General features: G+C 33.4%; 17 protein-coding genes. 15 read left to right on the plus strand and 2 right to left on the minus strand.

Translation table 11 applies throughout. From position 1 onward, the window contains the following. The coding region (locus F0000_RS27810; protein WP_188112165.1) for a TonB-dependent siderophore receptor at nucleotides 1-1822 on the plus strand (1822 nt) is incomplete at its 5' end. Between the two features lie 294 nt (nucleotides 1823-2116). Here the strand turns inward: F0000_RS27810 and F0000_RS17575 are convergent. Both F0000_RS17575 and F0000_RS17580 read right to left on the minus strand, forming a co-directional pair. Then, on the minus strand, nucleotides 2117-7642 hold the full coding sequence (locus tag F0000_RS17575; RefSeq protein WP_149626043.1) for an alpha-2-macroglobulin: 5526 nt from the start codon (nucleotides 7640-7642) through the stop codon (nucleotides 2117-2119). A 563-nt stretch (nucleotides 7643-8205) separates the two neighbouring features. Further along, nucleotides 8206-9189, minus strand: coding sequence for a toll/interleukin-1 receptor domain-containing protein (locus tag F0000_RS17580; protein ID WP_149626044.1), 984 nt, complete (start codon nucleotides 9187-9189; stop codon nucleotides 8206-8208). 520 nt (nucleotides 9190-9709) lie between these two features. Between F0000_RS17580 and F0000_RS17585 the strand changes: the two genes are divergently transcribed. The 14 genes from F0000_RS17585 (at nucleotide 9710) to F0000_RS17650 (ending at nucleotide 24827) form a co-directional block, all read left to right on the plus strand. Next, nucleotides 9710-10282: a hypothetical protein gene (locus F0000_RS17585; protein WP_223148918.1), complete on the plus strand. Its 573-nt coding sequence runs from the start codon at nucleotides 9710-9712 to the stop codon at nucleotides 10280-10282. Between the two features lie 23 nt (nucleotides 10283-10305). After that, entirely contained in the window at nucleotides 10306-10899 is a 594-nt protein-coding gene (locus F0000_RS17590; protein ID WP_149626046.1) for an acyltransferase, read from the plus strand. A gap of 62 nt (nucleotides 10900-10961) precedes the next feature. After that, nucleotides 10962-11936, plus strand: coding sequence for a Gfo/Idh/MocA family protein (locus F0000_RS17595; protein ID WP_149626047.1), 975 nt, complete (start codon nucleotides 10962-10964; stop codon nucleotides 11934-11936). Nucleotides 11937-11996: 60 nt separating this feature from the next. Next, nucleotides 11997-13439 (plus strand): lipopolysaccharide biosynthesis protein, encoded by a 1443-nt coding sequence (locus F0000_RS17600; RefSeq protein ID WP_149626048.1) that lies wholly within the window; start codon nucleotides 11997-11999, stop codon nucleotides 13437-13439. A gap of 17 nt (nucleotides 13440-13456) precedes the next feature. Next, nucleotides 13457-14287 carry an FkbM family methyltransferase gene (locus F0000_RS17605; RefSeq protein ID WP_149626049.1) on the plus strand — a complete coding sequence of 277 codons (831 nt, stop codon included), beginning with the start codon at nucleotides 13457-13459 and terminating at the stop codon, nucleotides 14285-14287. Beyond that, nucleotides 14288-15379 (plus strand): glycosyltransferase family 4 protein, encoded by a 1092-nt coding sequence (locus tag F0000_RS17610; RefSeq protein WP_149626050.1) that lies wholly within the window; start codon nucleotides 14288-14290, stop codon nucleotides 15377-15379. After that, nucleotides 15379-16788: a glycosyltransferase family 39 protein gene (locus F0000_RS17615; RefSeq protein WP_149626051.1), complete on the plus strand. Its 1410-nt coding sequence runs from the start codon at nucleotides 15379-15381 to the stop codon at nucleotides 16786-16788. The genes F0000_RS17610 and F0000_RS17615 overlap by 1 nt, the downstream gene beginning before the upstream one ends. 10 nt (nucleotides 16789-16798) lie before the next feature. Continuing rightward, nucleotides 16799-18568 carry an asparagine synthase-related protein gene (locus F0000_RS17620; RefSeq protein ID WP_149626052.1) on the plus strand — a complete coding sequence of 590 codons (1770 nt, stop codon included), beginning with the start codon at nucleotides 16799-16801 and terminating at the stop codon, nucleotides 18566-18568. Next, entirely contained in the window at nucleotides 18537-19598 is a 1062-nt protein-coding gene (locus tag F0000_RS17625) for a RimK family alpha-L-glutamate ligase (protein WP_149626053.1), read from the plus strand. Before F0000_RS17620 ends, F0000_RS17625 begins: the two co-directional genes overlap by 32 nt. Nucleotides 19599-19618: 20 nt before the next feature. After that, nucleotides 19619-20536 carry a glycosyltransferase family 4 protein gene (locus F0000_RS17630; protein ID WP_149626054.1) on the plus strand — a complete coding sequence of 306 codons (918 nt, stop codon included), beginning with the start codon at nucleotides 19619-19621 and terminating at the stop codon, nucleotides 20534-20536. Next, nucleotides 20536-21540 (plus strand): peptidoglycan bridge formation glycyltransferase FemA/FemB family protein, encoded by a 1005-nt coding sequence (locus F0000_RS17635; protein ID WP_188112166.1) that lies wholly within the window; start codon nucleotides 20536-20538, stop codon nucleotides 21538-21540. Before F0000_RS17630 ends, F0000_RS17635 begins: the two co-directional genes overlap by 1 nt. Nucleotides 21541-21565: 25 nt before the next feature. After that, nucleotides 21566-22633: a DUF354 domain-containing protein gene (locus F0000_RS17640; RefSeq protein ID WP_149626056.1), complete on the plus strand. Its 1068-nt coding sequence runs from the start codon at nucleotides 21566-21568 to the stop codon at nucleotides 22631-22633. Continuing rightward, nucleotides 22630-23394: a hypothetical protein gene (locus F0000_RS17645; RefSeq protein WP_223148919.1), complete on the plus strand. Its 765-nt coding sequence runs from the start codon at nucleotides 22630-22632 to the stop codon at nucleotides 23392-23394. Before F0000_RS17640 ends, F0000_RS17645 begins: the two co-directional genes overlap by 4 nt. Next, nucleotides 23391-24827, plus strand: coding sequence for an MBOAT family protein (locus F0000_RS17650; protein ID WP_149626057.1), 1437 nt, complete (start codon nucleotides 23391-23393; stop codon nucleotides 24825-24827). Before F0000_RS17645 ends, F0000_RS17650 begins: the two co-directional genes overlap by 4 nt. Nucleotide 24828: the final 1 nt, after the last annotated feature.

The following is a 24828-nucleotide window of genomic DNA, read 5'->3' on the forward strand; positions in this document are numbered from 1 at the left end:
TGACTTACTCTCTGTTTTTAATCCATATGTTACAGAAAGTGTAAAAGTATCTCGCAGCTTTGCAGCTTTACAATATGATAGCAGAGTTGGGGGAGTGATTGATATCACATCAAAAAATAGTATTCCCAGAGATATCGGTATCGGTATTGGTAGCAACTTCACACATGCTGATATATATACTGAGATTCCTCTGGGGAGAAAAACAGGCTTGATCCTTTCTGGCAGAAGATCGTATATTGATATCCTGGACACGCCAACCGAAGAAATGTATTCAAAAAGAATATTGGGTCATCGATTTTGGGGTTTTACAGCAGAAGGCCTATTTGGAACAGATGTAGCTGTTACCGAAAATAACAATCCACAATATCAAGATTATACAACAAAAATAATCACAGATTTAAGTGCTTCCAGTAAACTGACCATAAGTGGATTTTGGCATCAAGGTGAATCTGACAATAAAATTTATTTGAATGAGGATGATTCTCTTTCAGATTTTAGTTCGACAGAAGAAGATATTTTAGAGAACCAGAATATTGGGTTAGGTATCAATTGGGCTAAAAACTGGGGGACAAATTTTTCAATAACCGCTTCTGGATATTATACTAATGTAACACAAGAATATAGAAATTCAAATTTTGACACTAGTGGCAAAACTCCCGAATTAATTGAAAAATTCGATCTGATAGGTAATCTCGTAGATTTTGGAACATCGATACATCTGGATTGGCAGCTACATAAAAAACATACACTTACTTTAGGATATAATTTTTCTGAAGCAACCATACAAGATAGTTTTCAAGTCCCTATTTCCCTTTCTCCAGAAGATGAAAATTCTGGCTCCAGCTTCGGTTTTACAGTTAAGAATGTTACACATGCACCTTATCTCGAAGATCTTTTTAAAATATCTAATACCATATCTTTAAGCTTAGGAGGAAAGGCAAATTATTTTTCTATATATAATCGATTTTATTTTGAACCAAGGGCAGGTCTTACATTTCTTATCAATAAGAACATAACCACCAACATTTTTGCAGAACGAAAACATCAGGTCATCGATCAACGGTTTGATATTCCATCTCCACTTTTTTTAGTAGATTTCAGATTTTGGAGATTAAGATCACCTGAACTCTTTGATCCCATTCTGAAAAGTGATCAGATTAGCACAAGTTTTTCCTGGAATCAGAAAAACTGGCTTATTGAGTTTGAAGGATATTATAAAAAAAAATATGGTATTGATGATGCATCAAATGCCGTTGGTGACAACAATATTATAGGTTTTGGAAGCTCTGATACTTTTGGTATTGACCTATTGATAAAAAAAAGGATTGGTCGTTACAATACGTGGTTATCATATTCTTATATCGATCAAACATTTCGTTTTGATGATTTTAAAGAAAAACAACCTTTCTCAGGTTCTCTGGATATTACTCATAATATTTCCTGGATTCATTCATATCTTTTGGGGAATTTTGAATTTTCATTAGGATGGAATATCAGAACTGGAAAACCCTACTCTCCTTTGGAAGGAATAACAGATCAAACTTCTAATGGCTCCCATCCTTTATTATTTGGAGATGTTAACAGCAAACGCCTGGATCCATATCATCGGATGGATTTCTCTGCTTCTTATAGGTTTACCCTTGCAAAGGATAGCAAATGGAGAGGAAAAGCCGCACTTTCTATTATTAATCTATATGACAAAAAAAATGTATTAGATAGAAGAGGTACTATTCTAAATAGAGAAAATAGATCAATCGCGTCTGAATTTGATGTGATATCATTAGGTTTTACACCAAATATATCTCTTAGGTTTGATTTCTGAGAAAAGAATATATAATAAATAGACACTAAAACTCTTTTTATAAAATGACGTGATTAAAACTTTTTTTAATTCGCTATAAAAAAACTCTTTTTAATTCCATTTCCGGGCAACAGCTCAATAATTGCGTTTTCAAGAAAAAAGAAGAAGTTATGCCACGTATCATTTGAGTTTTATTCTTGCTTAATATAGTATGTATTAAGTTTACAAATACCAGATTATACAATTCAATTCTCAAATAAAGATATCTGCTAATACAATTATTCAACAGCTTAAAAAGTTTTTCTATATCAACAATTATTTAATCACATCGATCCATTTCCCTTTAGTACGTACCGAATAGTCATTATCATACATGGCCTCACATTGGATCCCCGGTAAATAATATTTTCCTAAATAGGATGCATTCAGTAAAATAGTAATTGTCTTACTCTCTCGTGATTTTAAATCAAAGTAAAAATTTGTTCTATCATCCCTGATATCTGTATAGGTCACCTTATTAGCCTTAAAAGACCCAAAATCAGTAAATCGGGTATTTACGATTTCCCAGCCTGAAGGAAAAATTTCGGTCAGTGCAATATCTTTTACTTTATTCCCTGTTGTATTTGTTATAGTTACTTCGGCTACAAAATCAGTTCCTTGTGATAATTTGATTACATCTATAATGTTACCATCTCTATTTTTATAATCTACAATAGCTTTCAGGTTGCTTTGGATTACTTTTTCTTCTCCTACAGGTAAAATTCCACTTGTTGCTAATTGTATAAAAACGGTATTACCTTTATTGTTTTTTAGCTTTAATTTGTTGTTTTTAAGAATAGATATTTCTCCGGAAGATGCAATTGTCTTATCTATATTAATGTTTGAAGATATACCGTTGAGTTCATAACGTACCTGAACCCCTTTTCCTCCGACATAGGTTGCATATGCAGCCATTGCAATTAATGCATATGATGTAGTTTGAGTACTCATCCAATTCTTTGCAGATAATTCTTTTGCCAATACTGTAGCTACTTTCTGAGCTTTTTCTTTTTGATCCAATAAAACCAATGTCTCTAATGCCATAGAACGATTTCTATTGATAGACCCATAGGTATAATAGTCTCTTTTCCCAGATTGAAAATCAATCGTAGCGCTTCCTAATAATTTATCAGAAGCGTTCTTTTGTCCAACAAGCCCATAGGCCGCTGCCAACCTCAGTCTTGCATCATTTGTAAGACCAGATGTTTCTCTTAATCTATTCATAGAGGATAAATCCGGACTACCGGCTAATGCCAATGTGTATAATCTATAGGCCTGTGCGAGATGATTTGAACCATTTCTCCATCGTTTTGCTTGCTGTTGCTGATACTTAATCCAATTGCTCTTAAATCCAATTGGCAAGACATATCCCTGTTTGTTTGCTTCTAACAAAAAATGTCCTGCATAGGTAGTCCCCCAATCATTTGAACTAGCGTACCCAGGCCAATACGACATCCCGCCAGTAGGCTGGATAAACCGTTTCAACCTATTGATAGCTGCTTCAATATTATACTGTATTTCCTTTTTTCTCTCTGATGACAGATTAAATACTTCTCCCAAATACAATTGCGGAAAGGCAGAAGATGTCGTTTGTTCTAAACATCCATGAGGATATCGAATTAAATATTTTAGTCTACTTTCAAAATTCATAGGTGGCAACGATGAAAACTCAATCGTCACACTATTACTACCATCGATCCCAAACGCAGCAAAATCTATTTCCTGCTCACTATTAGGTTCCAAAATGATAGAACTCACCTCTGTGGTCATAGGATTGGGATTCACAATATCAATAGGAACAGCATAGGAAGCTTTTTCTCCATTTCCGCTGGCGACAACTTCAATATTGGTAATAGAAGCACCTTCCAGCACTTCGATATCAAAATATACCATTTTTTCGTCTGGTTGAGAGAAAGAGAGTTTTTTACTTGCTTCTCCTATAACAATAAATCCTTTGTTTGGTTTTAAGCGTACATTTACATTTTTCACCTTATTTTCCATAGCAAAAACTGTAACAGGAATTGTTACTTTTTCTCCTGGAGTAATCTTTCTGGGTATAGATGTTAAGACCATTAATGGTTTTCTTACGGGTGTCGTTTTCTCCGTGTTCCCGTAGGCTGCATTAGTAACATCAGAGGCAATCACCATGGTTCTGACAGATCCTACATATTTTGGTATTTTAATGGAGTGTGATTTGGTTTCACCCTTTTTGAGCTCAAAAGGTCCTTTATAGATCACCATGGGTTTAAAACGATTGGCTTTTTTGGATTTACTACCTCCCGCTTCTGCATCACCACCAATACTAAAAATTTGATTTATACTTCCGCCATACGCTCCGATAACGTCATCATACACATCCCATGTTTTTACACCTAGTGCTTCTCTGGCATAAAATGTACTCCAGGGATCAGGGGTCTTAAAACGTGTTAGATCTAACAAGCCTTCATCCACAATAGCGATAGAATACGTCATAGGTTTTCCTTGCTCCTCATTGATTTTGATATCAATAGTTTCTTCTGGTCTTAATTCATCAGGCATGGATATTTTTGGATTGATCCTGGTTGATGGATTTTCTACAGAAATAGGAACCACCCCATACAATCGAATTGGTAAATCATTTGCAGAGGACCCGTGCGGTTGTAGCAAGGTAATATTAATGTATACATTGGGGGTATATAATTCATCGATTGGCAATTCGAATTTAGTCTCTCCTTTTTGTGGAGTAATCCAGAGAGATGATAATACTTCAGTACCATTTTCTACAGTTACTAATGCTCTGCTTCCTTCTCCCGACGGAAAAGTTATCGTTGCTTTATCGCCTACATTGTATGTTTTTTTATCTGTAGAGAACACCAACATCGTAGCCGCAGATGGGTCATTTTTATTTGCTCTGCCGGCCCAGCCCGGCCAATCGATATACATAGTTTTTCCTGTAGCATGACCTCCATCAGGATCGATCACTCTTACCAGATATCTTCCCCATTCGGGATATTTTAATTCAAAATCAAACTTAGCTTCTCCTTTTGCATTGGTAGAAACTTTAGTTTTAAAGACTTCGTTCCTATAAGAACTCCGGTTATAAGAAGATAAATTATCTTCTGATGTATCCCACCACCATCTCCAGTTTACTTTGTACACATATACTTCTAAATCCTTAACAGCTTTAGGTTTTCCTTTCTGATCTACCGAGATTATTTCGAAAGTATGCTTCGTATCTGTCAGTAACATTCCACGGGTTTTATCCCCTTTGGGAACATTTATTCCTACATAGGTATCATAAGGTGAAAAATCTTTGGAGATGACATCTGTGCTAAAATCTCCTCCATTTTCATATACTTTAGTAATAAAAGAAGCCCGCAACATTCCGGCTGCCTTACTTTCCAACTTTGGCTTCATGGAAAAATTGACTTTACCTTCTCCAGAAATTTTTCCCTGAAATACTTCTTGTGCTTCAGCGTTAAATTTTCTTGAAGGGTCATCAAAAATATATCCGGGATATGTCTTAAAACTAGTTTTTTTGGCATTAAAACGTACATTAATATCAGTCTTAAGGTTTTTTGCAATAGCTCCGTGAAGCCATAAAACTTCGAGATTTCCGGTAATACTTTTTTGAGTTCCTAATATTTCATCATCAAAAGATGTTTTGATTTTGAGACGATTCGGTTTGATCGTCTCGATTTTTAATGATTTGCTAAAGCTCGCCCCTCCAACACTAATTTTGGCTTGCCAGTTTCCTGTTGGTACCTCCTCATGTGTGTTTACTTCAAAATTATAAAAATTACCTGTTCCTTCTGTTTTAATCTCTTGATGTGTAACTTTTCCATAAGGATCTTTTAATTCAAACTTTACAGGATGACCCTCTGGTAATTTATTAGCATTATCATTTAGCATAAAAGACAAAAACAAGGTATCTCCTGGTCTCCAAACTCCTCTTTCGCCATATATATATCCTTTGATTCCTTTTTGTAATCGTACTCCGGAGACATCAAATTTACTTACAGACAAGGCATTACCATCATTCAATTTTACATATGTCTGTTGTTTTCCCGAGGTAGCTATCGCAAAATATGCTTGTTTATCTGCATCAAAACCTGTCATCCCTTCTGCATCCGTAGTGACAGCACCTATCTCTTGTTGCTGGTAATTATAGAAAGTAATCCTTACATTACTAAGAGGATTTGTAGTCATAATATCATTAACCGCAATCGTATAGGTATTGTTTAATCCTTTTTTGACAACAACTCCCAGATTAGAGGCTAACACATTTGCTGCCAATTTCTTATCTCTAAAATATGAATTGCTGCAAGGGTTCTCTCTTTGGTTCCAGTCATAATCATAATAATCTTCATAGTAATATTGTGTACTATCCCAGAAACTAGATTCCTCTTCTGTATCATAATCTTCTGTTAGCTCATTAATCGCAATCGTATTGGTTGCCGTTCCTTCACATTTATATAATGAATATGCTTTTCTGTATTTTAACTCAACTCTATAAATAGCGCCTGGATCCGGAGATATCAATTCTTTTAGGTCCACAGCAAATGCGTTCCATTTACTCAGATTCAAAGATGTATTCTCTTGTAAGTTAATAAGTTTCTTTGCAGCTGGTCTTGCTACATTTCTTAAATTAGCCGAACCATTAAGATTATTACTTTGTAAAAACTGAAGTATATTATTTTCAAATATCTTAACTACCTGAACTTCTACAGCCCGAAGATTGATCGCTTCAAAATTAAATTTTAAGTTTTCTGAAGTAGGTAAAATCACGCCGCTTTGTAACAGTTTTACTTCTGGTTTTGGCTGCTGAAAGGATATCTTCTCTGTATATGTATTTTTAAGTTTATAACTATCAATACTCTTGATTCCTTCAAAAACAGTAACTTCTAATGTTCCTTTTAATTCTTCTTTTGGATATACTTTTAAATCATTTCCAACCACTGTATATTTTAGATTTTTTACATCTCCAATAGTTACCAATCCTTCAAAATTTTGGTTTTTCTTAAGTGGATCAGAAAAATTTATTTCTACATATTGATTCTCAAAATTAGATACAGAAACACTAATCACAGAAAAATTATTTTTTCCAGGAATACTAAATGAATTTTTGCCTTCTGTGTCAATATCAAAAGATTTTCCGGACCATTTAATTTCTAGTTCAGAATCTTCTTCAAAACGCTGAATACTATCAATTCTAAAACTAAATTGATTTCCGTCGGAAAGAGGCGCTTCAAGTTTTACCGCTACAGTTTTTCCTTCCTGCGTAGCAGTTATTAATTGTTTTGCTGTATCAAAATTCAGCCGATCACTTGCGGTAATTGTACCATCAATATATTGCCAATCCTTACTGTATGACTGAAGATTATCTGTAAGCACAGAAAATTGTTGTTTTACTGTTTTTAAACTAAAAACAAACTCATTATCCAATTCTCCTTTTAAATCTACAACTAAATCTTTCAGATTTAAAGTAAATTTGTAATCTGTGTCTTGCTCAAAACCTATTTCTGGTTGAAAAGAAATGGTTCTATTATTGACTGCAATTACTTTTCCTTTTACTTTAGGAGAAACTGAAAGTATTTTACCGGATAGTTCCTGATTATCATCCCAGTCACTTACCGGTGTTTGTAAAACCACATAGACATTATCCAGAACCGAAATTACGCCTGTAGAAACATCAGAGATATATTCCTGATACTTATTTAGTTCTGAAGCATTTGCCTCTGCAATCTCTTTAGGATCTTTCTTCTTACAAGAAAAAAACAATATCGAAAATAAGGATAGATAGAGAATATACGATAATCTCATATGGATTGATTTTAGTTTATCATAAATGTAAGGTATTTTTGAGTGTAGTAAAACCCTGAAAATAGTGAATTTTATTTTTTATTTAAAATCACTTATTTACACCAAAAAAACCTTTAGCCATAAGATAATCAATCTGTTAAACACACAAAGAAGACTCTTTACTTTTTAAAAACCATCATTAACTATACTCCACAAAAAATTAAGTAAACTAAAAGTCTTTTTTGTTGACCTCATTTTATACAGTCGTTTCTGATGAAAAAAGTTTAGCTTTTTTGCCACAGCAACCTGTAAACACAGACGATCGGCGTACAAAAAGTAAATTTTTCAAATCAAAACATCATTCAAGATAAGTTCATTATGAAGTGGTTTACACTTAGAACTCATCTTGAATTTTTCTATTTTCTATAAAAATGCTCTTTTCACTCAATTTCCGGTTTTTTCTTACTAAAAGCGCTGCTCTGGAGTGCAAAAAAACACCCTTTAATTGATCAAAAAATAACTACTCTTCACCAGAATCAAAAAAGCTTAAACGACTTCTATAAGAATGATTGTTTCCTAAATCCTTATAATGATATATTTTTACAAAAATCAATTAATGCGATTCTACCTTTAAAATACCTAAAAGTAAGATATCGAATCTTTCCTTCATTGTCTTCTAACGCAATGGGGGTATTCAACTCAAAAGTATATGGTTGGTCTTTTCCTCCTTCTATCGCTATATTATCCGCATTCAGTTCTAATTTCTTAGCAGGAGTCATTACTGGTTCTATTTTCCCTAAAATCCCGGGTATCTGACCAAATTTATTAATGACTACAGAACCTGAATCCGGTATTTTTTTGATAACTACTTCTATATCTTCTTTTGGGTTTATATTATGAAAAAGTACTGCAGGATATTCTGAATGTGCAATGAGAACAGAATATAATTTTCTGGTTCTCATCACAAAATGAACCAATCCTTTTTCATCAGAAAACCCTTCTAAGTATGTAGAGTTATTTGCCACCAGGACTACCTTGGCATGTCTGACCAAGGCTCCTTTTTCATCCAACACCTTAATGGTAAAGATAAATGGTTTTGGATTAATCATTGTAGAGAGTTTCGACCATCGGTTTTTTAGAAATGTCTGATCTTTACTCAACTTCTTCTCAATCAAGATGGCTAATTCTTCTGGAGTCTTATATTGAAGATTTATATAACCGATTGTTCTAAGAACTCCGGGGATTTCTGTATCATCAAATCTGGCAGGCAGTATATACTCCCTACTTTCCTGAAATGCTCGCGCTTGCATCGAAACCCTCTCATGATTTGTCCATAATTTTTTATTATAAAAACCAGATATAAATAGCACCGTATATTGTGCCTTGTTCTGGTATATTTCTGATAAATATTCGTATAGGTTTTTACCCCATAGATTCGCCTCTTCAAATAAGTCATAAAACACATTAATTCCTTTGAGTTGTAGACTATTTGCGACTTCCTCAACATATGCCCTGTTCTCTCCTGCAAAAGAAAGAGCTACATCATATTCATAACTTCTATTCCTCATCACTGACTATTTTTAAACCTAATTACTGACCTGAGATCCTCTCAAAAAGAACCTAGTACAAAATTACCTTCTTTATTTGGAATTATTCCATTTTTCGTTGGAAAAATTCCAACAATATTTTTACTTCTAAACCGTAATTTTACCATGACAATAAGTAAGAAAATAATCAAATAAACATAGAATTAAAATTTATAAAAAAAGCACCGCAATACTTAGTTATAATCACAATATCCTTAAAATCAATAGTGTATTATGTTTTTAAATTACCTTTTTTGTGGTTAAACGGTAACTAGGTAAGGGAAAATTCCGTTAAATTTACATTCAACTAAGTTACAAGTTTCATAAAGGGCACTTGGTAACTTGTAGTATCATCGTTTAATTTTAAAAATAAAGTTGATCACTAAAACTCTAAAAGTTCTTTATTTAATTACGCCACATAAATATCTATTTAGGTCTATCGCAAAATAGAAGACCAACCGAATGAATACGCTTAAAAATTGAATATAGAGGATGTCTGAATATGATTTTGAAAAAAGTAGTAACTCTGGTTTTTTTATGTACTGGTATGCTGATAAGTAGTGGGCAAGAAAGTGATCCCTGGTCACTAGGCATCGGTGTTAATATTGTAGATAACTCAGGGAGTCGTTTTGATGAATTACTAAACATAAAAGAAAACTGGAACATCTCTAGACTATTAAAAGCTACTATCGAAAAAAGATTTGAATATGATTTTGGAGTAGAAATCTCTTTTTCGATGAACAGTTTTACGAGAGGTAAAGTAATAAATAGTGTTGTAAATCAAGAGAAAGTAAACTACTTCGCTGTTGATGTAATGGTCAAAAATTATTTTTCGAACTATCTGGAGGATGCAAGACATGCAAAGTTTGCACTCTATATAGTAGGAGGATGGGGTGGTAATTTTTTTAATGCTACTATCAATGAAACCTTGAATATAGGGATAGGCTTAAACATAAAACTGGGAACCTATTTATGGCTAAATTTTCAAACTTTAGGTAAGTTCTCTATAGATGAAAACACACCAGGAAATGCGAATCATTTGCAACACTCTACCTCTGTAATATTCTGGTTATAAACGAATAAAAATATTTATTTTATATGAAACAAAACTATTTTGCACACGAATCATCAGTAATCGATCAGGGATCCCATATAGGTGATCATACTAAAATATGGCATTTTTCACATATTATGAATAACGCTGTCATAGGTCAGCATTGTAATATTGGTCAAAACGTTGTTATTGCTCCCAAAGTGGTTCTTGGTAATAATGTAAAAATACAGAACAATGTATCTGTATACACTGGTGTTACTTGTGCTGATGATGTTTTTCTAGGTCCTTCTTGTGTTTTTACAAATGTTATTAATCCACGAAGCGGAGTGAACAGAAGAGGCTTGTATAGTGAAACATATGTAGGTAAAGGAGCTACCATCGGTGCTAATGCAACTATTGTATGCGGCAATAATATTGGTGAGTATGCATTTATTGGAGCTGGTGCTGTAGTAACAAAAAACATAAAACCCTATGCACTGGTGGTCGGGAATCCATCGCAACAGATAGGATGGATGAGCGAATATGGACACCGATTAAAATTTAATGACAATCATTTGGCTACGTGCCCAGAAAGTAATCAAGTATATAGGCTGGAGCATAATCAAGTTACCAGGGAACAAGTACCCGAAAAGATCTAATTACTACATACCTCTCCCCAATTCTAGTACAACCATTAATTAATGTTAAAAAACATCAAAAAATGACTCAAAAAAATTTTGCATTGATCGGAGCTGCAGGGTATGTTGCTCCTAAACATCTTAAAGCGATTAAAGAGACTGACAATAATCTTCTGGCAGCTCTTGACAAATTTGATAGTGTAGGCGTATTAGATAGTTACTTCCCTAATACCGACTTCTTCGTAGAGTTTGAACGCTTTGACAGGCATTTAGAAAAATTAAAAAGAAGAAAAGGTATTATTTTAGATTATGTTAGTATCTGTACTCCAAACTATCTACACGATGCTCATATAAGAATGGCACTGAGAAGAGGTGCCGATGCTATATGTGAAAAGCCACTTGTACTAAACCCCTGGAATATACAACCTCTTATAGAGATAGAGCGTGAATGCAATGCCAAAGTTAATACCGTGTTACAACTGCGATTACACGATAGTATTATTGCTCTTAAAAACAAGGTAGCAAACGGACCAAAAGATAAAATATATGATATTGACCTTACCTATATTGCTTCCAGAGGTAACTGGTATAATAACTCCTGGAAAGGTGAGATTGCTAAATCCGGAGGAGTGGCTACCAACATAGGTATCCATTTTTTTGATATGCTTATCTGGATATTTGGTGGAGTAACAGAAAATATTGTGCACAAACATGATCTTACGTGTTCTTCTGGATACCTCGAATTAGAAAATGCAAAAGTAAGATGGTTTCTATCAATTGATAACAATCACATCCCAGAAGCCATTAAATTAAAAAATCAAAGAACGTATAGATCTGTAATGATCGATGGAGAAGAAATTGAGTTTAGTTCAGGTTTCACTGAGTTACATACCAAGAGTTATCGGGAGATTCTAAAAGGAAATGGTTTTGGGTTAATTGATGCAAAACCATCCATTCAGGTAGTTCACGATATAAGAAATGCAGAAAAAACACCTGTTCGAGGAGAATACCATCCATTGCTAAATACACTAAAAAAAGCAACTCAGGTGTATTCATAACAAAAAGTATTGAACAACTTTTGATTGTAGACTTTTTTTTTAAAACTAACGTATCTATTTGTGAGTATTTTACAAAAAAAAACAACCATTGGGTTAGTCTGGAGCAGCATTGATAAATTCTCGACAATGCTTGTACAATTTATTCTAGGGATTGTATTAGCCAGAATACTTATGCCCGAAGATTATGGACTTATCGGAATGATTGCAATTTTTATTGCTATTTCTCAATCAATAGTCGATAGTGGTTTTTTTACTGCCCTTGTTCAAAAAAAAGACGTAAACCAAACAGATTACTCTACCATATTTTTTTTCAATATTATAGTAGGGTGTTTTCTGTATGGTTTACTATTTGTATGCGCAGATAGTATTGCTAATTTCTATGAAACCAACGTATTAACAAATATCATAAAGGTGATTGGTCTTAATGTTATCATTGTTTCTACTACCATTGTACATAAAGCTTTTATCACGACCAAGATTGACTTTAAGACACTTGCTATCATTAATATTACCTCTGCAATAATCGGTGGAGGTGTGGGTATATATCTGGCTTTGCATAATTATGGAGTATGGGCATTAGTATATCAATCGATAGTGCGGAGTATGACAATGGCTATCTTATACTGGATGCTCAATCAGTGGAAGCCGGATTTTATCTTTAATAAAAAATCTTTTACGTCTCTTTTTGGGTTTGGATCTAAGCTTATGCTCTCAGAGTTACTTAAAACGTTTTTTAAGAATATCTATCTTATTATTATAGGTAAAATATACAAAGCAGAAGAGCTTGGCTATTTTACAAGAGCTACATTATTTAAACAAATTCCGGCCACCTTAATAACGTCTATTTTACAGAGTGTAACATTTCCCGTTCTGGTAAAAGTAATTGATGAGGATCATAAAGTAAAAAACCTGCTGGAACGAAGTGTAAAACTCACAGCCTTTGTCTTATTTCCTATTATAATGATGCTTCTATTCTATGCTAAACCTATTATCTTGGTATTACTCACTAATAAATGGTTACCTACAGTAGTCTTACTACAAATATTATCCATAGAAATCATTTTTCATCCGCTCCAATACATCAATCTTAATTTTCTGAATGCAAAAGGAAGATCAGATCTATTTTTAAAGCTGGAATTGATAAAAAACATATTAATTATTCTGGCTATTCTGGCGACCTATCAATTTGGACTAATCTGGATGAGTATCGGTTATGTAATCGTATCTTGTATGGGGTTCTTTATCAACACCTATTATACTAAAAAGTACATTCGATACTCTGCTTTCGATCAATTAAAAGATCTCTTACCTTATTTTTCGGCAAGCGTTCTTGCATCAGGCACAGGGTTTCTTATTTCCGGGTTTTTTAATATTCCTTTAATTCAATTAATCACAGGAGTGACGATAAGTCTGGCGCTCTATTTTTTATTTTCTCGAATCATGAAATTTAAGGAATTAATCGAAATTCAAAATCTGGTGCTTCATAAAATCAAAACTAAATAATCAGTAATCTCTAGAAAATGAAACGAATTATTAAAAAAATAATGACGACACTAATCAATGGCATCATGATATTGATTCCTGGGAAAAAACAAAAAGCATTATTTCTGGGATTCGTAAGTAAGATCTTTATGAATACCAATAATAATGTAGAATACGATAAAGATTATGACATGTACTGGCTTAAAAATAAAGAGCAGTATTTGTATATGGTAAAAAAACCATATTTCAATTTCAGCAAAGAAAAACTTTATAAAAGTATAGAAAGAATAGCATGTCAATATTACATTCCTAAGAAAGGAGATGTGATTATAGATGTTGGGGCAGGAATTGGCACAGAAACTCTTTTTTTTGATGAAAAAACAGAAAGTACCGGTAAAATATATTCTATAGAAGCTAGTAAGAGTAGTCATCAAAAATTAGTAGAACTATGCAATAAAAATGGAATTAAAATTTCTGAAAACCTGAATCTGGCAATTACCAATAGTAATCAAAAACTATGGATTGAAGAAACGAATAACTACCAAGTAGATTCTGTTAATAAAGAATCCAAAGGGTTAGAAATAGACGGTGTAACATTAGATTCCTTTATAGAAGAAAACAAAATAAAAAATATAGACTTTTTAAAAGTTAACATAGAAGGATCAGAATTACAGATGATTGAAGGCATGAAGAATGCTATAAAAATTACGAAAAACATTGCGGTCTCTTGTCATGATTTCCTTTTTGATGATGATAGACAAATAAAGTCCAAAGTTTCTGAATTCTTACAATCTAACAATTTTCAGGTTTCATACAATCATACTGGTCATGACGTAGTAGATAGTTGGATTTATGGGAAACAAATATAGATGAGAATAGTACATATCATATCGACTTTAAATATTGGTGGCGCAGAAAATTTTGTCGTTCAACTAGCCAATGAACAGTCCAAATTCAATGCCGTTACAATTATAGTTACCGGAATCACAGACCTTAATAAAAATTATCGTAGCCAGATTCATAATACAATTACCCTTTATGAATTAGGTTGGACAAAAAAGTATAACATTTTACAATTTATAAGACTTAATTCTTTACTAAAACGATTGATGCCAGAACGAATTTTTGTTCATCTACATAATCCATTATATTATATCTATGGTATTTCATTTATACAGAGAAAAATATCATATGTACATACTATTCATAGTAGTTTTGACAACTGGAAACCAATCTTAAAATATCTAAATAAGCTCCGTTTATTTAATAACAAAATCTTACACGTATGTGTAGCACCTACTATTTATAACAGTTTAAAAAAGAACTTCCCAAAATTAAAAACTACTGTTATAAGAAATGGTATCGGAGAGCATCAGCTAAAAAGAGAATCGATAGAAATTAAAGAATTTTGGAATAGTTTTTCTATAAAACCCAAAAAAGGGAAACGTTTTTTAGCAATTGGCAATATTAACCGGCACAAGAATTATAAACTATTATCATTAAGTTTTGACAAAATATACTCACAATATGCGGATGCCATGTGCATTCAGGTAGGTAATGAAATGGATCCAATACTTGCCAGGGAGCTTAAGAAAATTAATACCCCGAATCTATTTTTTGCCGGTTCGCAAAATAATGCGGCAGATTTTTTACTACATGCAGATGCATTGATCGTAAGTTCTCTTCAAGAAGGAATGCCTATTGTGATATTAGAAGCATTATCCATGGGAGTCCCTATTATCAGTACTCCCGCTGGAGGAATAAAAGATATTATTGTAAATGGAGAAAATGGATTTATTACTCAAGATTTTGAAGTATCTTCTTTAACGTCTGCGATATTAAAATTTATTGAATCCTCTAACGAGGATAAGAAAAAAATGGCTAAAAATGCCAGAGTATGTTTTGAACAGCATTACGAAATTCAAAAAATAAGTAAAATCTATCAAAACAAATCTGCATAATGTTCTGGACAAAAGCAAATACTACTATTTTGGTTTTTTTTACAATAGGAATATTGCTTCTTCACCTTGTGGCATTTCCTGACTATATAATGCCATTTCCAATACTACTTGCCGGAATTGGTGCTATTATTTTTTTTGTTGCAGGTCTACAGTACTATTCGCAGATCTGGAGTCAGGTAAATAATTTTGGCCAAAGGATATTTTTTACTAGCCTTTTATTTCGCTTAATAGCTATTGAGTCTCTATATCTACTTACGTTTTTCTATGATCCAGCTAATTTACCAATGGAAATACACGCTCAGGATTCCTGGAATTATCATTATTCCGGATCTATGGTAGCCGATGCCTTAAATGAAGGAAGACCTATATCGATAGCACTTTCTAACATATGGAAAAGTGAGACCGATTATGGATTTGCTACTGTTATAGGTTTTATATACTACTTGTTTGGAAAAAACATTTTGATCATAAAACTATTTAACGCCATACTAAGCAGTATTACAGTCATAAGAATTTATCAAATAGCTCGATTCTCCTACGATGAACAAAGAGCGCGACTGGCGGGGATCATCACTATGCTAATGCCTCCTTTGCTTTGGTTTTCAGCTTTTTACCTCAAAGAAACCATTTTGATTTTTTTAATTGTAAACATAGGATATCTTACTCATATCCTTATCGTCAAAAAGAAATTAAGAGTATTCAATTCTTTTTTAATTCTATGTCATTTTGGAGTTATTTTTTATTTCAGGGTAATACTCGCTCCATTATTAATGACCTGTGTAATTACTCAGGTATTATTTTGGAAAAATACCAGTAAAAACTATAAACTCTCTTCTATACTCGTCACCTTACTATTTGTTGTTGGCAGTTTTTGGGTTATGAAAGAGCTGGGAATGTATAAATATATAGAATCTGCCCTTGAAGCGAGTAAAGATCAATTTGGTAATGAACTCAGTGATACTTCCAAAAAACGTGGAGTGACCTATGCAGCTGCAATCATCAGTCCACTTTTGATAGCAGCTGCAATCATTACTCCTTTTCCGTCATTACTAGATTTTAGTGATGCTCAATTGGGCATTTATTCTCATTTTCAAAATGAAATTATACGTAACTGCCTATACTTCTTTGTTTTTCTAGGACTATTCAATGCTATCAAAAAGAAAAACAAAGGAGTCATTTTTATTGGAGGATTCGCGATTACTTATATAATGATCCTCGCGGCTTCAGGGATATCCTTTCAGGATCGATTTCAGATACTTGCATTACCATTTTTGATCATTTTTATGGCAGATGGTATTGCCACAAAATACCCCAAACGCACTAAACACTGGATGCGGTATTTGTCCGCTATTTTCATAGTAATATTAAGTTGGAACTTATTTAAACTATCTAACAGAGGATTAATTTAAACAGAAAAGAATGACAGATTTTATCATTATAAACAAAAAGGTAATTCCCAAAACTTCAAAAAAGAAGTCTTTGAAATTAACCTCTGATTGGTTCTTATTGACAGACAAAGTCAATTATATTGAATATAATATAACCGACTCAAGAATAATTATCATTGGAGATTATATTGATTCTGTAGAAGATTTTTTTAGAGTTACTGATAATGAAATACCTAAACTCAGAGGGCATTTCTATGCCATTATCGTAAAAGGTAATTGTGTAAAAGTATACAATAGTTTTTTTAGTATGCTGCCTATCTATTACTGTAGTGATCATTGTTTTATTTCGTCATCAGTACAATTGATAAAAAATCACATTAAGATCGATTTAGATATTGATAAAAAGTTTATTCTGGAAAATCTCTTGTTCAATTATGGATTCTTCAATCGTACTTTATATAAGAACATACATCTTCTCCCATGCCACTCCTTTCTTATTCTTAGAAATAATAAAGTCACAGTAGTCAAACATTTTAGCATCGATACACTCTTTGTTCCCTTCCCTAAAAAAGGTAAAAAAGTTGTTAATGAGCTTAGTGAGCTATTTATAGAAACCACAAAACACTATTTCCCTAACAAGGAATTTGATATTGCCTTTACCAGCGGTTTTGACGGGCGAACTTTGGTAAGTTGCGCAACACATCATCAAAAAAGTTTTAAAACATTTTCTTTTGGCAGACCAGAAAATGATGATGTCACTATCCCGCTCAATAATGCAAAAGCACTGGATATACCCTATCAATATTTTAATCTTGGCAGTTCTCAATATCTTACAGAACATTACTATACCAATGCGCAAGAATATAGTACCTCAGGATATTTCGGAAATGGATTTATATATCCTCATTTCTTATTCAGTACAAAAGAGATTTCTCACAATACAAACTACCTTTTATCTGGCGCAGCCGGAAGCGAATTATTCAGGGCATTGCATAATACAGGTGCGGTTACATCTCGAGCCCTGGTAGATGTTTTTAAATCAAACAATGATATCGAAATAAGGGAAGCGCTAAAAAACGCTAAGCCACTGGAAGCCCTGAACTTATCAGAATTCTCTGAAGAGCTGGAAGAACTCATAGAAGAAATCATCGTATATAAAAGAGCATTGCCAAATGACATTTCTATGAATCAACGATTTTATATTTTTGTTTTTGAAGAGATATTCAGAAAGTTTTTTGGTCAATGGATTACGCTGCAACAACAGCATCTTGCTGTAAGAACCCCTTTTTTGGATTACAAATTTGTAAAAGAACTTCTTTCGACTTCATATGCCGGTGCCAATAATGATTTTTTTACTGACAACCCATTAAAAAGAATGAAAGGTCAGTATCTCTATGCTGATATCATTAAAAAAACGAATAGCGCAATTTACCTTCAAAAAACAGGAAAAGGATATCGCCCGATCGATGTACGAGATCCTAAATATGTTCATAATATTATTCTCCCATTTCTGAAGAAAAAACTACTCAAAAAAGTTACTACAACGAATTTGGATAATCTGGGAATTATATCAGGAATTCTTGAAAATGAAGAAAAGATACATGAATTGATTCATAGTGATCAATCGTTTTTTAATACTGATTTTCTATATAAATCATATAAAAATCTGACTCCCTACACTCCAGAAAAAGATCGGGATACCTTATTAATGTCGCTCTCGATTTTACACAATTTAACGCATCGTTCCGTTTCACAAAAAGTAAATACCTATGAAATCTATAATAGCATTGATGGATTATAAAGCAAAGTTTGGCTCAAAACATTTTGATACGCCTTACCGCAGTGGTCTGGATAAAAAAAAGCTATCCGGATACTTTGTCGAATTGGAGTATAAGATAGAATACATGTACCTCAATGAAATCAATCTAGAGACTCAAAACTATAAGGATAAGGATATTATTTATACCTCATCAGAGGATATTGGTTATAAATACAAGTCATATATAGAAGATATCATGTATTCTCTAGAGTTATCCGGCGCACATATAATCCCGGGTTACAAACACCTTAAAGCTAATAATAATAAGGTTTTTATGGAACTTATGAGACAGTATTTACACCTGACCAATAACCTTAAATCCAGAATATTTGGGTCTATGAAAGACCTGTGTATGCATCTCGATTCTATAAAATATCCTACGGTGCTTAAAACGTCTGGAGGCGCCTCTGGAACAGGAGTATTTCTTCTCAAATCAGAAAAAGAATTGATCACTAAGGTAAAAGAGATCAATCAACGTAATTATATAACAGACATGAGAGATTATGGGAGATCAATCAAACACAAAGGATATATTAAAGAATCCTTATACCGAGAAAAATTCATTTTACAAGAATTCATCCCAGAGCTCAAAAATGATTGGAAAGTTTACATTTTTGGAGACAAACTGTATGTTTTTAACAGACCACTGCTCAAGGGGAGAGGTATCAAAGCCAGTGGAGGTGGATATGACAATTATTTTTATGGATTAGAAGCCGAAGCTCCGGATGGTCTTTTTGAGTATGCATTAAGCATATTCAAAAAAATGGATGTTCCTCATATTTCGATTGATATCGCGTATGACGGTTCAGATTTTTACCTCATAGAATTCCAATCCATTTATTTTGGTACCGCAGGCATCCCCTATTCTTATGGATATTTTACAAAAACTAATACCGGCTGGGAATTCATAGCTAAAAAACTAGAAATAGAAAAAGTATATGCGGATAGTATTGTAGTCTATCTGCAAAGTAAAAATATCAGTACGAGTAACACCCTAAGTATCACACAATAATTGTTTTTATAAACTAGTACATGAACATCCTTTTTATCAGTAGTGGAAACACAAAAAGCGGGATCTCTCCCATTGTTTTCAATCAAGGTAATTCTTTGATGGAGATGGGGCATCACGTCTCATTTTTTACCATAAAAGAAAAAGGACTAAAAGGCTATGTAAAATATATATTTATACTTCGAAAATTTCTTAAAAACCACTCATATGAGATTATTCACGCCCATTATTCTCTAAGTGCTATTGTTGCCGGACTTGCTGGAGGAAAACCTATAGTAGTTTCGCTAATGGGTAGTGATATAAAAGCTTCTCCATTATTAAAATACCTAATCAAAATCTGTAAATTATTCTTTTGGAAAAGGATAATCGTAAAGTCCTCAGATATGAGAATTTCTTGCGGAATAGAATCTGCAGCTGTAATCCCAAATGGAGTTGATTTCTCTAAATTCAAACAATTTTCTAAAAAAGAAAGTCTGGAAATTACCCATTGGAACCCGAACAAAAAGCATATCCTTTTTGCCGCAAACCCCAAAAGAAAAGAAAAAAATTTCCCTTTGGCAAAAAGCGCTTTTCAGGAATTGAATGCTGAGAACACAGAGCTTCATACACTCGTTGATATACCAAATCATAAAATGCCTGCATATTTTAATGCCGCAGATGTGATTATTCTTACCAGCCTTTGGGAAGGTTCTCCCAATGTAATAAAAGAAGCATTGGCATGTAACTGTAAAATTGTAGCAGTCAATGTTGGAGATATCAAAGAAATTATCGGAAACGCATCTGGGTGTTTTATAACTGGATTTAATAAAACCGAAATAGCAGACTGTATAAAAAAAGCTTTAGCCTATACAGAAAAACCTGATGGAAGAACGCATATATCTCATTTAAGTTCTGATGTCATTGCCAAAAAAATAACCAACTTATATAAAGAAGTTCTATGATGACAAATACTATAATCTCACATAACAGTATTAGTACAATAAGTACAGAACAACTAGACGCACTTTTGGAAAATGATTCTGGTAATTTTTTTCAGACAAAAGAAGCTCTTCATTTTTTTAGAACTATTGGTTTAGAAACCTTTACCTACGCCGTAGAGAATAATAAAAAAATAACAGCAATTGTATCCGGAATTATACAAAAAGAAAAAGGAATTAAATCCTCATTTACAAGCAGGGCAATAATTTATGGGGGATTTATTCTATCTGCAGACATCGAAAAAGAACACCTCACAGAACTCTTTAAGATTGTTATCAAAAATCTTAAAAACAAAGTAATATATATAGAGATACGCAATTTTAATGATTACAGTAATTATAAAGAAATATTAGACCCGATGGGTTTTGAATATCATCCACATTTAAATTTTCATTTGGAGTGTGATACCGAAGAAAAAGCAAGAAAAAGAGTAAGTAGCAGCAAGCTTAGACAAATAAAAAAGAGCTTAAAAGAAGGGGCAGAAGTACGTGAAGCAAAAACAGAATCAGAGATTGAAGCTTATTATGAGATTCTGAGTGATTTATATAAAACAAAGGTAAAAACACCAATACCGGATGTATATTTTTTTACAACACTATGGAGCCAGGGAATCGCTAAGTTTTTCCTCGTTTTTTATAAAGACAAGGTCATTGGAGGAATTGTGTGTCCAATTTTTAAGAACAAGGTTATCTATGAATGGTACGTATGTGGGCAAGACAGGATGTATAAAAATATATATCCAAGTATTCTGGCTACCTGGTCTGCTATCACATATGCGTGCAAAAATAATATCCCAAGATTTGATTTTATGGGAGCAGGAAGACCTGATGAAGACTATGGTGTTAGAGAATTTAAGTCAAAATTTGGGGGTACACTGGTAGAACACGGGCGGTTTATTTATATCATAAACCCATTACTATACAGTATAGGTCGCAGTGCTGTAAAAGCTTTAAAAAAATGGCATTAAAGAGTACTCATAAAACACAAACTCTATGAAAGTTCTCATTGATATAGGACACCCCGGTCATGTGCATTTATTCAGAAACTTTGCATATCAAATGCAAGAAAAAGGACATCAATTTCTATTTACATGTAGAGAAAAAGAATTTGAAATCGAACTCTTAAAAGCTGCTCAATTACCTTATGTCTCTTTTGGGAAAAAATATAATAGCACACTGGGAAAAATAATAGGTCTCCTCAAGTTTGATTTTCTGGAACTCAAACAAGGGCTTTTGTTTAAACCTGATGTTTTTATGAGTCACGGATCTCCGTATGCCGCGCATGCGGCTGCTCTATTAGGCAAACCACATATTTCTCTCGAAGATTCAGGAAATTGGGAGCAAATGAAACTATATCTTCCCTTTACCTCTTGCGTTCTTACTCCGGATGTTCTATTCGAAGATTTAGGAAAAAAACAAATTAAATATCAATCGTATCATGAATTAGCATATTTACACCCTAATTATTTTTCTCCAAAAGGAAATTATACGTCTATACTTAATCTGGCTGAAGATCAGAAATATGTGATCGTTCGTTTTGTTTCCTGGAATGCATCTCATGATAAAGGTCAAACAGGTTTCTCAGAACAAGAAAAGGCTAAAATTATAGACTATCTGTCAGCTCATTATAAAATATTCATCACTTCTGAAGGGTATCTGCCAGAAAAATATCAGCCATATAAAATAAAAATAGCACCCGAAGATATTCATGAAGTACTGGCTGGTGCAGAACTTTTTATTGGAGAAGGTGCAACTATGGCTGCAGAATCCGGAGTATTAGGAACCCCCTCGATATATGTCAATTCTATAAGAAGAGCATATAATGAAGACCAGGAGAAATATGGATTAGTTTTTAATTTCCAGAATGAAAAGGGTGTGCTGGAAAAAATAAAGGAGATCCAGAAAATCCAGGATCTCAAAAATACTTTTGCCAAAAGACGCTTGACGATGTTAAAAGATAAAATAGACATCACGGCCTTTATGGTCTGGTTTGTTGAAAACTATCCGGAAAGTAAAAAATTAATAACCAATAATCCCAAAATACAATACGAATATAAATGATTGATTTTACAGTACAGAAATATCGAGAATTATTGTCATCTCTGGTTAAAGGGAACTATACATTCCAAACTTTTGAAGAGTTTATAACAAAACCTAACCGCAAAAGTGTTATTCTGAGACATGATGTAGATCTACTGCCAAGTAATTCTCTGGTTTTTGCCAGAATTCAGGCAGCAAAAGGAATCAAAGGAACGTATTACTTTAGAGCAGTTCCTGAAAGCTGGGATGAAACTGTCATAAAAAAAATTGCAACACTCGGTCATGAAATCGGATATCATTATGAGTGCCTGACCACTACACAAGGCGACTTGGTTTCTGGTATTAATGATTTCTCAAAGAATCTATCTGCATTGAGGCAGCTTGCACCAGTATCTACCATCTGCATGCACGGCTCACCCTTGTCCAGATATGATTCAAAAGATTTATGGAAGACCTATAATTATCAGGATTACGAAATTTTAGCAGAGCCTTATTTTGATATTAATTATAATCAGGTGTATTATCTAACGGATACTGGTAGAAAATGGGATGGACAAAAAACAAGTGTTAGAGATAGAGTCGATACACATTTTACAAGAACATATCATCATACATCAGAAATTATACGCTCTCTCAATGCCAATGCTTTTCCTGATCAGGTGATGTTTACTTTTCATCCCCAAAGATGGAATGATAATATGATGAAATGGAGTAAAGAATTAGTGATGCAAAATGTGAAAAATATAGTAAAAAAACACTTTTATGTTAATCGGTACTTATGATTTTTAATTCCCTGGATTTCGCAATTTTTCTACCAATAGTATTTGTACTATACTGGTTTGTTTTTAGAAATAATTTAAAAGTACAGAATCTTCTTATTGTAATTGCCAGTTACGTATTTTACGGTTGGTGGGACTGGCGTTTTTTATCTTTAATCTTATTCAGCAGTATGGTAGATTTTTGCGTGGGATTAGCATTGAATCAGTCTCAACATACTGGGAAACGGAAAGCCTTACTATGGGTAAGTATTATCGTCAACCTTGGATTCCTGGGCTTTTTTAAATATTATAATTTCTTTCTTGATAATTTTATAAGTGCTTTTACTTTTTTTGGAGCAGAAATAACCAGTAATTCATTACACATAATACTTCCTGTTGGTATTAGTTTTTATACATTTCAGACATTGAGTTACACGATAGATGTATATCACAATAAACTGAAACCAACCCGGGATTTTGTCATTTTCTCTGCATTTGTAGCTTTCTTCCCTCAGTTGGTTGCAGGCCCTATAGAAAGAGCCACTAGTTTATTGCCTCAATTTTACAAGAAAAGAGAATTTCACTATAATCTGGCAGTAGATGGTCTGCGTCAGATTTTATGGGGATTATTTAAAAAAGTAGTCATTGCAGATACTTGTGCTGGATATGCCAATACCATATTCAATAGTTCGGCTATGTTTTCTGGTAGTACTCTGGTCATCGGAGCTGTTTTTTTTGCGTTTCAGATTTATGGAGATTTTTCCGGATATTCTGATATTGCTATTGGAACCTCTCGGTTGTTTGGTTTTCATCTTAATCGCAATTTTGCCTTCCCATATTTCTCCAGAGATATTGCAGAATTCTGGAGAAGATGGCATATTTCTTTATCTACCTGGTTTAGAGATTATTTATATATCCCATTAGGAGGTAGTAGAGGTGGTACTTGGATGAAAATCAGAAATACATTCATCATCTTTATCGTGAGTGGCTTTTGGCACGGAGCGAACTGGACATTCATTGTTTGGGGAGCATTAAATGCATTCTATTTTCTCCCCCTACTATTATCAGGCAATAATCGCACTCACATGCAAATAGTTGCCCACAACAACTTCTTACCATCTATAAAAGAAACCACGAGCATATTCATCACTTTTGGGTTAACAGTACTTGCCTGGATTTTTTTTAGAGCAGAAAATATAACTCATGCGATTGATATCCTGACAGCAATCTTTTCTTCTTCATTCTTTACATATCCTGAGATATTACCAAAAAAAATAATCCTGCTTATCCTAATATTTGTAAGTATAGAATGGCTGGGGCGCAAAAGTGAGTTTGCCCTACAGCATATCAATTATCAATTCCCAACGATCCCGAGGTGGGTCAGCTATCTGTGGTTGATTGGTATGATATTATATTTTTCCGGGAAACCGCAACAGTTCATCTATTTCCAGTTTTGAT

This window comes from Aquimarina sp. RZ0 (assembly GCF_008370685.1).
Classification (GTDB): Bacteria; Bacteroidota; Bacteroidia; order Flavobacteriales; family Flavobacteriaceae; genus Aquimarina.

Excerpts from the sequence above, each read along its gene's own strand:
- F0000_RS17575 (WP_149626043.1), bottom strand. The coding sequence starts at position 7,642 with ATGAGATTATCGTATATTCTCTATCTATCCTTATTTTCGATATTGTTT.
- F0000_RS17580 (WP_149626044.1), bottom strand. The coding sequence starts at position 9,189 with ATGAGGAATAGAAGTTATGAATATGATGTAGCTCTTTCTTTTGCAGGA.
- F0000_RS17585 (WP_223148918.1), top strand. The coding sequence starts at position 9,710 with ATGATTTTGAAAAAAGTAGTAACTCTGGTTTTTTTATGTACTGGTATG.
- F0000_RS17590 (WP_149626046.1), top strand. The coding sequence starts at position 10,306 with ATGAAACAAAACTATTTTGCACACGAATCATCAGTAATCGATCAGGGA.
- F0000_RS17595 (WP_149626047.1), top strand. The coding sequence starts at position 10,962 with ATGACTCAAAAAAATTTTGCATTGATCGGAGCTGCAGGGTATGTTGCT.
- F0000_RS17605 (WP_149626049.1), top strand. The coding sequence starts at position 13,457 with ATGAAACGAATTATTAAAAAAATAATGACGACACTAATCAATGGCATC.
- F0000_RS17610 (WP_149626050.1), top strand. The coding sequence starts at position 14,288 with ATGAGAATAGTACATATCATATCGACTTTAAATATTGGTGGCGCAGAA.
- F0000_RS17615 (WP_149626051.1), top strand. The coding sequence starts at position 15,379 with ATGTTCTGGACAAAAGCAAATACTACTATTTTGGTTTTTTTTACAATA.
- F0000_RS17620 (WP_149626052.1), top strand. The coding sequence starts at position 16,799 with ATGACAGATTTTATCATTATAAACAAAAAGGTAATTCCCAAAACTTCA.
- F0000_RS17625 (WP_149626053.1), top strand. The coding sequence starts at position 18,537 with ATGAAATCTATAATAGCATTGATGGATTATAAAGCAAAGTTTGGCTCA.
- F0000_RS17630 (WP_149626054.1), top strand. The coding sequence starts at position 19,619 with ATGAACATCCTTTTTATCAGTAGTGGAAACACAAAAAGCGGGATCTCT.
- F0000_RS17635 (WP_188112166.1), top strand. The coding sequence starts at position 20,536 with ATGACAAATACTATAATCTCACATAACAGTATTAGTACAATAAGTACA.
- F0000_RS17640 (WP_149626056.1), top strand. The coding sequence starts at position 21,566 with ATGAAAGTTCTCATTGATATAGGACACCCCGGTCATGTGCATTTATTC.
- F0000_RS17645 (WP_223148919.1), top strand. The coding sequence starts at position 22,630 with ATGATTGATTTTACAGTACAGAAATATCGAGAATTATTGTCATCTCTG.
- F0000_RS17650 (WP_149626057.1), top strand. The coding sequence starts at position 23,391 with ATGATTTTTAATTCCCTGGATTTCGCAATTTTTCTACCAATAGTATTT.